Origin of the sequence: Serratia sp. Je.1.23.a (assembly GCF_051129805.1) — a bacterium.
Classification (GTDB): Bacteria; Pseudomonadota; Gammaproteobacteria; order Enterobacterales; family Enterobacteriaceae; genus Serratia; species Serratia liquefaciens.
In genome coordinates, this window is sequence record NZ_JBCPSR010000005.1 from 15105 (window position 1) to 30130 (window position 15026).

A 15026-nucleotide genomic window follows, 5' to 3' on the forward strand; every position below is an offset into this window, starting at 1 on the left:
GTACTCTGTTGGGTAGGGCACGTGCGCCCAGAACGGGATAGCCGTTGCCCCCCCACCGAACCGTACGTGCACATTTCTGTGCATACGGCTCTCCATTGGATCAAACAAAGCTTCTTCGGTCTGGCAGTGTTCCTCTGTGAAGGTTGACGTGACAGGTCCGGCAGATCACTAATGTTTTCCTGTTACGGGCAATCATCAGCTTCTTCCAGTTATCTGTACCCGACTTGATATCCTTAAGTTTCCTCACATGGTGGACTTCAAAAGGACCGGTTCTGGTACCGCAATATTCACATTGGCATGCAGCCATCCTGTCCAGCAATTCAGTTCTACCAGAATATTTATGCGTGTTCGGCAATATATCCGGTGAACTGTGTTTTGGCGCACTCCTGTTTTTGAGTCTAAATACCTCCAACTCATATACCTTTCCATTACGATTTTCCCGATAAACATACCTGCCATCCGCTTGCCTTAACCGCCGCGCGATTTTGGTGCGTGACATCCGATGTTTACCTGCCAGCGTCTTATAAAGACTATTTTCCCATATCCAATGCAACTTATTGAGATAGAGAACGGGGGTAAGATTGTAGTAATTCGCATAGCCGCGCATTTCGGCGTTGTACTGACCAATTATTTCATAGTCAGACATGTGCATCATTGCTGGCCGACCAGCACTATTACCATATCCGCCATCGTAATTCCCATAGCCACGTAGAGAGCAGAATTTCAGGATTCTTTCCCTCGGTACACCCAGATGGACGTGTTCCGTTATCGTACGTTTTATCGCATGAGTTTTACTTCCATCTGCATTAAGCCCTACAACACATTTGACCTGTTTGCTTTCACGGCGTGTTTTAATTTCATAACCGAGAAAAGTGAATCCTTTCTTTGGGTCAATAATGCCGGATTTCTCTTTTGATATTTCCAGATGAAGTTCAGTTTCAACAAAATTGACAACCTCTTTCATTATCTTTTTTGCCTCATTTTTACTTCCTGTCACACCAATCAGAAAATCATCAGCATATCGAACATACCGCATTCTTTTGAATTCAGAATCATCCATAATAACACTAGATAGTGTGCGCAATTTTTTCTCCAGTTCATCCGCTTCATGTCTCCATTTTTGGATTTTCTGCTCATCAGCAGGCATTCCGGAAGCGCCGAAACCTTGCCTGATCCATTTAATACGATTTGCTCGGTTCTGTAGTGCTCTTTTGTATATGGGATTGGGTTTCCTCCGTCCCCCTTTGCCGAACTCGCTGATTCTATTTTTCATAAACTCATCAAGTTCATGGAGAAATACATTGGCAAGAATAGGGGAGATAATACCACCTTGCGGTGTCCCGCTATGGGTGCCAAAGTAACGCCAGTTGTCCAGATAGCCAGCCTTCAGGAACTTCTTGAGAAGCGCCAGAAATTTGTTATCAGCGATCCGCTTACTCAGGAATTTCAGCAGCAGATCGTGGTCAATGTTGTCGAAGTAACCTTTGATATCAACATCACATACCCATTTTGTTCCTTTCCAACGGTTTCTGATTTCTTTTAATGCAGAATGACAGGAACGTTTAGGCCTGAATCCATAGCTCCAGTCGCTAAAAACCGGTTCATAGATTTCTTCCAGTAACATCCTCATTACTTCCTGTATTAACTTATCGTCTCCAGTTGGAATACCTAATGGACGTTTCTTTCCATTCGGTTTTCGGGCATCTTTAGGTATGTGCGTGCGCCTGCAAGGTTTGGGCTTATACGAGCCTGAATTTATAAGCTGAATGAGATTAATAATCCTGTCCACGCTCATTTCATCCATCGTATTATTATTTATTCCTCTCGTCATGGCTCCCTGATTAGAATAAATATTGGCATAGGCCTGTGCCCAAAGATCTTTATTGCTACACATGATTTTGTGCAGCTTCTTGATCTTATAACCTTGTGTACTGGCTTTGTTTATACCACTTAGAGCATTGAGTGTTCTTTGTGATAGCACTGACTATCGAACCTCGCTTCTATTAGTATAGTTCCAACTGACTCCCTTCCCCCTTACGAATATAATTTCACCGATAATTGCTTATCAATTTATATATATTTTTCAGATTGGTTAGCCAATTGCGACTCCATTACAGAGCTACGTTGGGTACTACGGAGCCTCCGTTACCATATTGGTTAATTACATAACCAACTTAGGTAATCCCGTATTTCTTTGTAGTCAAGGTGCATCCCACTTAGGTTCCACTTACGTTCAATTACCACTCTCACCGAGCAGGTGCCAATATTGTTGGATATAGTAACCTTCTAAAAATAATTACTATAAATACTGGTATGACTCCTGAATAACCGTGAGTCAAAGGCATCCCGAAACCCACTATGAACTATGATTCAACCAATCAGGCTTAACCATATGGGACTTGCAATGGCTGGCGCAAAGTAGGTTATTTCCCCGCAACCAGCCTTTTCCTGACATGCTACACTCCCCTCCCTCTTTCGAGGTTCAAACCCATTACTGGGTAAGGATAAGTCAGGCTTGCAATAGGCTCTCCAACAGCCTATGGTTAACTCAGAACATTGAGTTAACCACTTGATTTACAAAGCAAAACGGCGCACTCAGAAAGGTATATCATCATCAAAATCCATCGGCGCTGAATTCCCACCCGATTGAGATGGCTGGGATTGCTGAGCCGGCGTGCCGCTGTGGGAGGGTTGCTGAGGTTTCCCCCAACTGCCCTGGCCTGATTGCGCACCGTTGGCAGGTTGCGAACACCCCCCCAACATCTGCAGAGTGCCGCCAATGTTGACGACGATTTCAGTGGTGTATCTTTCCACACCGGCCTGATCGGTCCATTTGCGTGTCTGCAGGGAGCCTTCAATGTAAACCTGCGAGCCCTTACGCAAATATTCACCGGCAATTTCGGCAAGCTTACCGAACAGCACGACACGGTGCCATTCAGTTTTTTCTTTCTGCTCACCGGTCGCCTTATCGCGCCAGCTCTCTGAGGTCGCCAGGGTAATGTTAGCAACCGCACCACCATTTGGCATGTAACGGACTTCCGGATCCTGGCCGAGATGACCGACAAGTATGACTTTGTTTACGCCGCGAGACGCCATAATCGAATCCTCATAGGGAATAGAATTAGAAAGGGAAAAACGCCCCGATAAATCGAGGCGTAGGGGGCGTTATCAGAAAGAGTTTTCCGCATATTGCTGCTGTGCGGAACCTTGCTGAGGCGGAGTAGAGTCGGATTTCTCAGCCTGGAAGACCTTCTCCTGACCGATCTTGATCCAATCGACCTTGATAAGACGGGCTTTGAGGCTGACGCGCTGTTCACCCGCATGTTCGCCGCTGTTGAGCGTGAAGATATCCGTTTTTAGATTGCTAAGCACAAAACCAATCAGGACCTTCTTGTCTTCATCAACCGACTTTTGACAGCGATTGATCAGGCTGCTGGCTTCTTTACCGGCGACCGTCACATCGAAACGCGTATAACTGGCGTTATCGGTAGGACCTGAGAGTCCATTGACGACACAGCTGATAAAGGTACCATTCGGGCCATTGACTTGACGAATGTTGCTGAGGTACCCCATGCCCTTGATGGTCAGGTTGAAGTATTCAGTTTTAGTGGATGCTTGTTGAGTTTGGCTAGACATGATGTTTTCTCCAGGCGTATAGATTCGGTGACGGAGAAATACACCTTCCCTGACGGGAAAAGTGTTTCCCGTCGGGAGTCTGCAAAGTCGTACGTCAGTGCAGACTGTCTTGATTGTGAAATGGACCTTCATCACCGCTAAGTGATCTCCGTTCTCAAAGGCTAAACGGAGTTACCGCCACATGGGCTTCCTCTTTCAGGCTACGAGGCTATTGGCAGTCACCCGAAGGCGTTTCTCACAGACCGCTGAAACTTTGGCTGGCACTCACCCGAAGGCGCTTCTCACAGAGTGCTGAAGCATTGGCTGGTTGTTCGAAGACAACAAGTAAGCCTGTTCATTTTTAATGCAAGTACCGAGAGTGTCAACCGTAATATTCTGTTTTGAGAGCCATAAAATAAAAACGGCGTTGATCCGAAAATCAACGCCGCACGGCCGGTACCTTAGCCTTCTGTGAATTCTGTCTAACTCCGGGGAGGAACCTAGTCTCCCGACGCTTTTTTCACGGAGTTGCATACGTCTTGACAGCCAACCTGAGTGTGGAAGCCGCTGACCGAACTGAAGCAGAAAAAAACCATGGAAGAATTTTCCCACCACCGCAGTTACGGGGTACCCTGCATCAAAGCTAGCTCACCTTAGCAAAACTTTCCGCTATGTACATCAGACAATCTCTTACTCCGATCCTGTTGCTTTATTTTTAGTCGGTGATTTCGCTTTATAGCGCTTAGCCTTGCGCCCACCTTTTGCATCGATGTTAATGACACCCTGGCAAGTGGGATAATTACTGCAGCCCCAGAAAGCACCACCGCCTTTCTTGCCGGCACGCCGGCGCATCGACCCACTGCATGTCGGGCACGGCGGTGAAGGTGGGGCGGTAAACTTCACAGCCTGCGCCTTCCCTTTCTCCACCAGATGCCCTGTCCACTGTGCCTGGCGGCTCATGAACGTATCGAGTGTCATCTGGCCCTGAGCAATCTCGTCCAGCGCCTGCTCCCACAGCGCCGTCATCCCGGGATTGGTCAGCGCAGTCGGTAACGCATCAATCAGTTCGCCGGCGATCGGTGTGGAGAGTAGGTATTTGCCCTTCTTCTCCAGGTACCCGCGTTTAAACAGCGTCTCCAGGATACCGGCGCGCGTCGCTTCAGTACCCAGCCCTGCGTTCTCTTTCAACACTTTCTTCAGTTGCGGGTCACTGACGAACGCCGCTGCATTTTTCATGGCGGCGATCAGTGTCCCGTCGGTGAAATGTCCTGGGGGCTTCGTCTGCAGCATTTTGAGCTCAGCGCCGGCAACCGAGACGGTTTCACCTTTTACCAGGGCAGGCAGCCGAACATCATCCGTGTCAGCCGGTTCCTCTTTCGCCTCGCTCACGTCATGCTGGAACAACACTTTCCATCCAGCAACAGCCTCGACCTTGCCGCGAGTGCGGAACAGTTGCCCGCCGATATTGAAGGTGGCCTCCGTCACATCTACTTCATGTAACGGCAGGAACTGTGCCAGGTAATGCTGACGGATCAGCTGATAGACCTTGAGCTCATCGGCAGACAGCTTGCTCAGGTCGAACGGCTGTTTGGTTGGGATAATCCCGTGGTGCGCCGTGATTTTTTTGTCGTTCCAGATACGGGAAACAAAAGCCCTGTCGAGCCTGGCTACACTCTCGTTGAGCGTTGGGTCTGTGCGGGTTACAGCGCTCAACACATCGGCAGCCTCTTCCCGCATCGATGTCGGCAGATAGCCGCAATCCGTCCGGGGATATGTGGTGGCCTTGTGCGTCTCATACAGTGACTGTGCGATACTCAAGACCTGGTTGGCGCTCATCCCCCACTTGCGGGAGCAAGCCTGCTGCAGGGTGCCCAGATCAAATGCCAACGGCGCGGACTCTTTCTTGCGCTCGGTCCCCACCTCAAGCACAACGGCATGAGCCGTTTGCTGACACCGCTGCACGACGGCCTGCGCCACATTTTGTTGAATACAGCGTTTCCCTTCATCACAATAGTTGGCAGCAGGTACCCAGTTTGCCGGGAAGGTGATCCCATCTTTCTGCAGAGTCGCCCTGACTTGCCAGTACGGTTTGGAGATGAAGTTGGCAATGTCGCGGTCTCGGTTCACGACCAGCGCCAGCGTGGGGGTCTGCACCCGCCCGATCGACAATACCTCACCGTATCCCTGCTCACGGGCTTTGAGCGTATAAAGCCGGGTTAAATTCATCCCCGTCATCCAGTCAGCCCGTGATCGCGCCAGGCCAGCTTCATACAGGGGCGCGGTCTTCTCGCCAGGGAGTTTGTTCGCCAGGGCATGCCGAATACTGGCCTCGTCCAGCGCTGACAACCAGAGCCGCTGGACCGGGCCGGTAAAGTGGCAATGCTCTAGTAATTCCCGCGCGATCACTTCCCCTTCGCGGTCCGCATCGGTCGCAATCACGACCGAATCCACCTGTTTGAGCAGACCACGGATAACGGCAAACTGGTCAGCCGTATCCTTCTTAACCACCATTTTCCACTGCGTCGGGACAATAGGCAGCACCGACTCACGCCAGGGACTGCCATACTGTTCACCATAGGTTTCGGGTTGGGCTTGCTCCAGCAGGTGTCCGATAGCCCAGGTAACAATCACACCGGCCCCGGTCAGGTAACCCTGTTTGCGCTGATTGGCGCCCAGAACGGCGCCAATGTCTTTTCCCTGGGACGGTTTTTCACACAGGTAGAGTTGCATCAGATCCCCCCCGTCAGCCCAGCTGACCTTTAGCGACCTGCTGCAGCTGCGTCATCAAACGTCCGAGGTAAACATCGGTCAGGTGCGACGCATCTGGTGAGCTGTACGTCACTTTCAGGCGACTGCCGGCGCCGGACTTGACCACTTCGAGCTCAAGGCGATCATTGCCTTTCCATTCCTGCCCCATCTTGTAATAACTGCCCCGGTTTGCTGACCAGACCGGGCGAGCTTCATCAATGGAGCTCGCGCTCCAGTCGCCGTGCTGATCACGCTGACGCAGACTTTCCAGCTCTTCGGAGGAGATAAACTGATAATGGCTTTTCAACCGCGCCGCCGCGGTATCAACATCCACCGGGAGCGTATACGTATGACGCACATCCTGCCGGGGCCCGGAAATACCGGCTCGAGTCATCCAGGGCATGCTACCTTCGCTGGAGCCAACGCTGCCACCGCTTGCCAGCGAATGTGCAGCGTCACTGATTTTTTGGTTCCATTCACCCAGTTCGGTGCCTGCACACCCCGTAAACAATAACGCGGTGCAGAGAACAGCCGGCATCAAAACAGACTTTACCTGTCGATTCATGCTCATGCTTTGGCTCCTTTTTTAGAAGACGCGGAGGCCGTTAACACAGAAGTCTTATTGAGGGGCGGCGAAAAAGCGGAACGTGACTTGCCCGACATAATGTCTTCGTCAGGCTCCCCCAGACGCTTTACTGCATCCATACCGACCTGAGTTTGAAGGCGAATATCATCACGCGTAACGGCTACAGATCGATACTGTTGTACCACCCCATAGACCTGACGCACCCAATGCCCTCCCTGACTCAGTAAGTCATCCCGCTTTTGACGGGAGATCAGCCCGTAGTGCCATGCCTGGAACGCTTTCATCGCCAGTTGATCAAAGCCAACGAGTAACCAGACACAGCGATACCCGAGCGGGGTACGGCTAAATACACCGATATTCAGTGGAGATACTGATGAGACTTCTGACATCGAAACCTGGCCTGGCAAGCTGGATAAAACGGCATCAAGTCCTGCTACTGCACCCTGCAATCGCGCGGTGCCACGTTCAATAACCTGCTCCAATGACAACATCGCGCTATCGGCATAAGGATTGTCAGTATTTGAATCTGCATTAATTTTCCCTGCACGGGCGATGACCTGAGGCATGCTGACTATTTGTGGTTTATTTGACTCTTTCTCTCGCTGGCGCCCTTCCCACAACAAAATGGCATATTGGGTATGTAACTGAACGGTTAACGTCGATTTGAGAGCACCTGCGCGGGCTGGAGAGGGCTTATTTTCTTTACTGCCTGATGAATCAACCATTTGAAGCATCCTTTTGGGATTATGTGTGGCTTGAAATAGTTGCGCCAGCCTGTCTTGACAACAATCCAAAACTCTTTTTGCGCGACGAACAAAAACTCAAAAGACAACAACGTTCACTTTTCAACCACTGCTGCCAGTGGCAGCAGTGTTCTATTTTTGAACAAGATTGACTATCTGCACTCACGACTCATTTTGTTGCTCGCATCATTTGCTGACGCAATTTGGCCACGACACCACTTACATGGTCCCGTGACGCCAGCTGTTGGCGGACTGGACCTGTTGGTTTTGCCGGTGCCACAGAGCAAGGTATTTGGTGTGCCGGAACAGGCCTGGCAGGCTCTGGGGATTTGGCACTCGCATACAGCTCACCGTTCCGGGCGCGCTTAATTACCGCCAAAAGCCAGCCGGTGGGATTATTCAGGTTGCCTCTAGCCATCGTCTGCTCAAGACTCGCCAGCACCTGGCGAGCAGTCTCTGCAGGCAAAGCCTTAAGCTGGACACCTATCTGACGCAGATCATCCGCTGCCATGCTGGACTGTAGTTCGGACGGTAACTCAGGTACGTACGTTGTTTTATTCACACTCTGTGTGAAAGAACGTACGTTACAGTTCGGTTGGGGTGATGCACCGTAAGTAGCTGATTCCAGAATGAGTTCGGAAAACGAACTCGGTATTTTGCTCCCCTGTTTCACACTGAGTTCGGTATCCGAACCGGGGGTATATCTACTGAGTTCGGCATCCGAATTCGGGGATTTTTTCCTGAGTTCGACGTCCGAACTCGGGGAATTGTCCTGCCATTGAGACACTCTGGTGGCCATCTGTTGCGGGGTTTGTGGCGAGCCCAGTCGTTCAGCAATTGCCGCCATCTGGGAATGCTGATGACGCATTGTCGGGTCATTTTGAATATCGGACAGTACTGACCAGGCCGTCTGGCTGACGGTGCGGTTTTTATGCGCGCAGCCCATGGCGACCGTATCCAGCCAGGTCGGATCCAATGTCTCCGCATCACGAGCCGAGAGCGGCTCATCGTGTTGGGCATAGATATTGCCCTTCACCCGCCCCTTGTCGTCACGCACACGCCGGCACAAACTGAGCCAGCCGGTCAGGCGTAACATCAGCAGCACGCGGCTGACAGTCTCGCGGGACGCCTTACCGTTAAACGGCGAGGCGAGCTGCAGCTGCAGTTCGTCATAGGTAGGGAACACGGCGCCCTGGTTCTGTTGCGCGTACAGGCGGATCATTATCCACGCGGTTTTATCCAGCGGTGACAAACGGGTGTCCAGGAGCAACCGGCGGGGGATGGAATCATGCACATTCCCCATGAACAAGAGACCGCTGCGCAGATTCGTGACATCGGGAGCCCCCGCGTGCTTTTCGGCACCTATTCGTTCCGCCAGGCGGGCATTCATTTGTTCGAGCGTAAAGGTGATCAGGCTATCATCAGGTGTTTTTATGCTCATCGATTTTGCGCATCCTTTTACGCTGCCCTCGCCCACAGGGCGAAGGCGTCAAGCGGTTGTTGGCCTAACGGCACTCAGGCCTGTACCTGACAACCAGGCACAGGGTGAATGTCATCACTTCCACAGTTCGTTGTTGTAGCGCTCGTGGGTCAACAACTCCCAGTCATCACCACTGTTTCGGCTGAGCAGTCGCCAGCTGGTCCCGATATCAATCTTCATCCAGGCTCGCCCGGGGGCGTGCTTGCCTTTGACATGAAGCTGCTTGTAGTTACGCTCCCCGCTGCGGAAGCGCCTGACCTGCTCCTTCGCCTTTTTTTGACAGGACGGCGGCGCCGAACGAGGGACCTGCAACCCCGGCATTAATATCACCGGCTTCATGCCAACCTCCTTGCATTTCCTCCCGGCGTACCGCGTGGCGTACGCACGGCCTGAATGGCTTTTCTGGCAGTAGCAGTCTGAGGGGCATCAAAGCTGCGAACGGCATGCCAGACAGCTGTCAGAGAAACATCCATCTGCTCGGCGGCCAGCATCATGACGTCCAGTCCATCCGCACTGGAGGCGTCATCGACGTCCGCTTTTTGCCACTGACGCCACAATGCCGCATTCTCGTCGTCGCTGAGCGCCGCACACCGCCCCTGCCGAATATTGATACCGATCATGCGCCGGCGAGCGGCGACTTCAACGGTGGAGAGGCCAAAGTAGTGCTGCATCATTTCGATAGAGCCCCCTAACGCCAGTGCACGGTCAATCCGCTGCATACGCTGCTGCTCGCGGCGCGCGTGTTGCAACATCAATGAGAAATTCTCGTGATGGATTTGGAAGGTCAGCACCGATACGGAGCTGTTCATCAGGTAATGCAGATCTTCAATGGTCAGACCGTGCAGCAGCTGCATCTCTTCCGTTGTCAGCCCCAGGGACTCACAACGGCGGATATAGCCTGATTTCAACTCCATCACCAACTGCGTGAGCAGGCTGTTCGTTGCCTGCGATAAGCTATTACTCATTGTCCTATTCCCCCCCAATGCTATGTGCGATTGCCACTGGCCCATCACCCTGAACCCCCTGGTGCAACCTGGCGTTCTGCCCTGCTTTAAACCCCTGACTGCGAGCAAGATCACCACCACGGCATCCTTTCAACGCACGTGTCTTGGCATCCACCATGTCCTGATTAGCAATCCAGGTCGTCATCAATTGCTGCTCGTTGTCTGGTACCGGGAAACTGGAAATGACTCTCTGTACACCACGCACCCAACCGGCCCGAAACTGCTCGGCGCGTGCACGGCGCGTGCTCAGTTTCAGGCGGCTATTCTGGGTTTTCAGGTAGTCTGCAGTACTCTCTTTCAGTTGCCGGCTCAGCACATCAAACGCATAGGCAGCAATGGCCGGCCGCTCACTGAAGCCGTAGAACGTCACGTTACGACGCTGACCGGAAGGGGTATCTCGCCAGGAAAAATACGGTCGGCAGCCAAAGGCTCGACTGACGGCCCAAACCAGGCTGATCATCCATTCCGGTAATTTCTGCGCCTCCGACGGCGCCCCCTGGCTCGGCGCTGTCTGGATAGAGGACAGATTTGCTTCCAGTTCGCTGATACCGTATTTCGCCATCAGCTTTTGCGCCCGGGCTAATGCCAGCCCAGCCTCATGCGCATTACTGTTGCTATGGGCCAGCTCGAGGAGTTTGCGCACAAGTTTCACCAGGCGCGTTTGTCGTTGTGAATGGCTCATCAAGCTGTCTCCTCTGACGCGGGTAAGTCACGCTGCAGTTCACGCAGACGGCGCAAAACACGAATAAGACGCATCAATTTCACGGCATGAATATCGTCAAGCAGCGGCCAGTCAGCAGCATTTTCCGACCCGATGAGGGCTTCATTGAGAGAGCTGGTTCCGGCACCGTCCGGGTTGTTTCCGGCAAGGGTAAGGAGTAAGGCGGTGAAGCGAGATGGTCGCTCGGCAGTCAATGCGTAACCGGCAGCCTGCAAGTCGGCTTTATCGGCTTTGATTTCAGCTTCACAGCCCGCCACTTCGGCCAGTTCAAATGCCAACCGGAAGGTGATCACCTGCAGGTGCTCAATATCGTCCTGCAGGGCAGAAATAGCCCAAATGGAGGAGACCGGCTCAAGTCCCACCTCCGCAAAAGGCACCTCTACCACAGGGGCTACAGCTTGCTTTGGCTGTGTCTCGATATTGTTGTGAGGGGCGGTCGACTCATGAGAGCCAGGCAGGAGGGATTCATTGACGGTGGTATTCTCACCGTCTAAAAGCGTTTCAACGTCACCTGATAACACCGAAGAAGCACCGTATAAATCAGGTTGAGTCTCAACACGCGGTTCAGTTTGGGATGAGGGAATTTCCTCGTCCTGAACACCCTGTGATTCATTATCAGAATCACCGGCCGACTCAAGCAAAGCGCTGTCCAGCACCAAAGAAGAGCCACCACCCGGCACTTCAGATTCCGTTGAGGGTAAACCACCGTTTTCTTCCTGCTGCAGCTCAGGCGCCAGCACGACGGTACTCGCCTTATCTGGCAACTCAGGCGTTGACGTCGGTTCACCGAGGTGCTTGCGCCGGTTTTGCTCTTTCGGATCGAGCTCAAGTAGCCAGCGATCATAATTGAGCAAAGGGTGTGGCAATGCTTTGATGAGTGCCCCAATCAACTCATCGCGAAACATATCAAGCGAATAGACCTCAGGCGAATCAAAATGGCGGCAAACATCACCGAAAACGGTATCAAATGGCTGATCCGAGTCTTGGGTAATACAGTGCTTCTGCCATGTGGTTTCGGCATGAGACCGCATCGCCAGTAATTGCAGAATTTGCGGACGCCCCAAGCCAGTCTCCAACAAATGAGGCATATAGGGATATAGGTACTGCACCGCATCTTCCATCCGACTGATACTGGAATTATGGACGGGGTAACCTTCTGCGGTAAGGAGTGTTGAGAGCTCTCGTAATGAGACAGGCTTACCCAACTGCGCTTCATATAATTCTCGAGCCTGGCGAATGCCAAAGGCTTTTTCAATGAAGCTCAAGTCACCGCGAACCTCATTCTCGGCAAGATGACCTATCACGCAGGATAATCGTCCTGGCCAGGGCTTGAATACACAAGAGAAGCGGTAAAATCGTTCTTCTCCCGTTTCCTGCCAGAGCTCGGAAAGAATGGCATAACGCGTATTCCCACCATCACTGAAGAAATACCCCAGCTCGGGGCGCTCTGGATCTCGCGTCACCTTCGGTACTGTATCCAGACCTCGGGCACGGATTGACGACTTTATTTCCTCATATTTCGGGTTACACGAGGTTCGTGGGTTATCCGGGTTCGGGTTCACCTCATCCAGTGTCAGCACCAATGGCATTTCACTGACGGGGGTCTCCGCCACCACGGGGGCTAAAGGCTGTGTGCCTGCTGCAGTCTTGCCCTGCTGGAGCAAAGCACTGTTCAGATCGAGGATCTTGGTTTTAGGACGCGCCATGTTTACGCCCTCCCCGAGTATTGGTCATACTGACCGTCGTGGAGGTCGCTGAATGCGGTGAATTGCCCTTCAAACTTGACGCGAACGGTTCCCGTCGCCCCCTGCCGCTGTTTACCAATGATAATTTCTGCCGTGCCGGCATCATCAGAATCAGCGTAATAAACCTCATCACGGTAGATGAACGCGATCACATCAGCATCCTGCTCCAGTGCACCGGAATCACGCAGATCACCATTAAAGGGCCGTTTGTCAGCACGGCTTTCCAACTGACGGTTCAACTGAGATAGAGCCACGACGGGACAATCAAGTTCTTTGGCCAACGCTTTCAGGCTGCGGGAGATTTCCGCAATTTCCTGAGTGCGATTTTCCTGCCCTGGGCAGCGCATCAGCTGCAGGTAATCGACCATGATTAAGCCAGGCTTCCCGTACAACCGGGTGTAGCGCCGTGCCCTGGAACGCAACAGAGCGGGTGTCAAAAATGACTCATCGTCAATAATCAGGCGGTTTTCCAATGGCAACAACCGCTCCATCGCGTTGGAAATTCGGGCCCAATCTTCATCTTCCAACTGGCCACTGCGTAGACGCGAAAGTTCAACACGTCCATCCACAGCGATAAGGCGTTGAAGCAACTGCTCGCGCGGCATTTCCAAGCTGAAAAAGAATGCAGGTTTCTCCGTGCCACGAAGCGCGCCAGTGTAGGCGCGCAACGCAAAGGCGGTTTTACCCATCGACGGCCGTGCGGCAATCAAAATCAAATCACCAGGCTGTAAACCACACGTCATCTCATCAAGCCGTGAGAAACCGGTCGGGGTGCCGGTGATACCATTGCCGCCATTCGCAGTCTCAAGATAGGTCACGACAGCATTCAACCCATCCGTCAGGCTGACATTCTGCTCTGATTGGGTTTGCTCCGAGAGCTGGAACAATTGCTGTTCTGCCCGTTCGGTCAGGGCAGAAGACTCAGCGCGGGGATTGGCAGCATCCGCGCTTAATTCACGACCGAGTTGCAACAGGCTACGCAGACGACTGCGTTCGGCCACAATTTCCGCATAGGCGACGATATTGGCTGCACTCGGCGTGTTTTTAGACAATTCAGCCAAATAGGCAAAACCGCCCACTTGCTCGAGTTCACCATTTTGTTCCAGTGATTCATGGAGCGTAATCAGATCAATCGGCTGCTGAACAGCCATCAGGCGAGCCATGGCCTGGAAAATTCGGCGATGTACCGCCAGATGAAAATCACGCTCTCCAACCAATGGGAGAACATCATCCCACCGCTCATTATCCAGCATCAAACCGCCGAGAACTGCCTGCTCAGCATCGGAAGAATAAGGGACATTGGATGTTGTCTGGTTCATGGCTGCACCTCCGATTTCCCTGCCAGTAGCGCATCAAAGTTTGATTGCCACTGAGGGAACAACTCACAGGCCAACATGTGCATAGTGACCGCGGCCGCCTGTGTCGATGTGCGAGTCGTCGTTTTTTCGAGACGATGAACGGGTTGACCGGAAGCATGCCCCATTTTGTAAATTTCCAGCTTGGGGATGATGGTGTCGAGAAGGGAGACGTCGAAGGCATCTGCACGCAGATATTGGCCATTTGTGATGATGCTGCGCAAACTTTCCAGAGTCTGCCAATCCAGATTGGTGTACTCCATGCAGTTGGTCAGGATACGGATACGAGGTAATGCGATGCCGTAACAGGTCAGCGGCAATAACCCCTCCATCAACCCCAATGTGCCACGCAGAAACTCACGGGTGTCCGGCAGTATAGGCTTGATAACCCCGACGGCAAATTCCGTGCTAGCCACCAGAATGAGTTCGAGCATCACAGACGCCGCGCCTTTGGAGTCAATGATGATGGCATCGTACTCGTTGAACAAAGGGTGTTGCAGGACATTCCGCAGGCGCATACGCCCATCAGGGGCATGCAGCATGGCAGAAGATAAACGGTCGTGGGGATCGTTGGAAACAATGATGTCCAGATTTCGGATAACAGAACGGGAGATAATTTGCTCAGAATGGTTGAGGTCGACCGTCTTCATCAACAGTTCGTACAAACCATTGGGTGCTTCATATTCCAGGGAGAAAATGCTGCTTGCGGTGGGTTGGGAGTGGTCGCCGTCGATGAGGAGGATCTTTTTACCTGCATCGGCGAGGAAGCCGGCAAGGTTAGCACTTTGAGTAGATTTACCTTCTCCGCCTTTAGTTGAAACCATAGGCACGATTTGTGGCTTAGTACTGATTGAAGCAGTAGTGGCTTTTGTGACGATATTTTCCATGAGTACACTCGAATAAAGTATTCGATGAGTACAAATTCGATACAAAAACTAATTTCCCACTGCGATAATTCAACTTGCTAGCGAAGAGAGGATTGAAAATCCCCGTGTCCTTGGTTCGATTCCGAGTCCGGGCACCACTATT

13 protein-coding genes are annotated in these 15026 nt (G+C 52.2%); all 13 read right to left on the reverse strand.

Annotation, left to right across the window (positions count from 1 at the left end; translation table 11 throughout):
* Positions 1-100 precede the first annotated feature (100 nt).
* The gene (locus AAZT04_RS17500) at positions 101-1981 is read right to left on the reverse strand and encodes a group II intron reverse transcriptase (RefSeq protein ID WP_434681120.1); all 1881 of its coding nucleotides are present in this window, start codon (positions 1979-1981) and stop codon (positions 101-103) included.
* A gap of 614 nt (positions 1982-2595) precedes the next feature.
* A complete protein-coding gene (locus AAZT04_RS17505) occupies positions 2596-3096 on the reverse strand; it encodes a single-stranded DNA-binding protein (RefSeq protein ID WP_434681122.1) in 501 nt (166 codons plus the stop codon).
* Between the two features lie 72 nt (positions 3097-3168).
* A complete protein-coding gene (locus tag AAZT04_RS17510) occupies positions 3169-3636 on the reverse strand; it encodes an STY4534 family ICE replication protein (RefSeq protein WP_434681124.1) in 468 nt (155 codons plus the stop codon).
* A gap of 669 nt (positions 3637-4305) precedes the next feature.
* Entirely contained in the window at positions 4306-6345 is a 2040-nt protein-coding gene (locus tag AAZT04_RS17515) for a DNA topoisomerase III (protein ID WP_434681126.1), read from the reverse strand.
* A gap of 13 nt (positions 6346-6358) precedes the next feature.
* Positions 6359-6934, reverse strand: a complete 576-nt coding sequence (locus AAZT04_RS17520; protein WP_434681128.1) for a hypothetical protein — start codon at positions 6932-6934, stop codon at positions 6359-6361.
* Positions 6931-7674 (reverse strand): PFL_4669 family integrating conjugative element protein, encoded by a 744-nt coding sequence (locus tag AAZT04_RS17525; protein WP_434681130.1) that lies wholly within the window; start codon positions 7672-7674, stop codon positions 6931-6933. The genes AAZT04_RS17520 and AAZT04_RS17525 overlap by 4 nt, the downstream gene beginning before the upstream one ends.
* A gap of 187 nt (positions 7675-7861) precedes the next feature.
* Positions 7862-9133, reverse strand: coding sequence for an STY4528 family pathogenicity island replication protein (locus AAZT04_RS17530; RefSeq protein WP_434681132.1), 1272 nt, complete (start codon positions 9131-9133; stop codon positions 7862-7864).
* 114 nt (positions 9134-9247) lie between these two features.
* Entirely contained in the window at positions 9248-9511 is a 264-nt protein-coding gene (locus tag AAZT04_RS17535) for a ParE family toxin-like protein (protein ID WP_012004773.1), read from the reverse strand.
* Entirely contained in the window at positions 9508-10137 is a 630-nt protein-coding gene (locus AAZT04_RS17540) for a DUF2857 domain-containing protein (protein WP_434681134.1), read from the reverse strand. The genes AAZT04_RS17535 and AAZT04_RS17540 overlap by 4 nt, the downstream gene beginning before the upstream one ends.
* A gap of 4 nt (positions 10138-10141) precedes the next feature.
* Positions 10142-10858 (reverse strand): DUF2786 domain-containing protein, encoded by a 717-nt coding sequence (locus AAZT04_RS17545; protein WP_434681135.1) that lies wholly within the window; start codon positions 10856-10858, stop codon positions 10142-10144.
* The gene (locus AAZT04_RS17550; protein WP_434681137.1) at positions 10858-12603 is read right to left on the reverse strand and encodes a ParB family protein; all 1746 of its coding nucleotides are present in this window, start codon (positions 12601-12603) and stop codon (positions 10858-10860) included. Before AAZT04_RS17550 ends, AAZT04_RS17545 begins: the two co-directional genes overlap by 1 nt.
* 2 nt (positions 12604-12605) lie before the next feature.
* On the reverse strand, positions 12606-13961 hold the full coding sequence (dnaB-PI, locus tag AAZT04_RS17555; RefSeq protein WP_434681139.1) for an SPI-7-type island replicative DNA helicase: 1356 nt from the start codon (positions 13959-13961) through the stop codon (positions 12606-12608).
* Positions 13958-14884 (reverse strand): ParA family protein, encoded by a 927-nt coding sequence (locus AAZT04_RS17560; RefSeq protein ID WP_434681141.1) that lies wholly within the window; start codon positions 14882-14884, stop codon positions 13958-13960. Before AAZT04_RS17560 ends, dnaB-PI begins: the two co-directional genes overlap by 4 nt.
* Between the last annotated feature and the right edge of the window lie 142 nt (positions 14885-15026).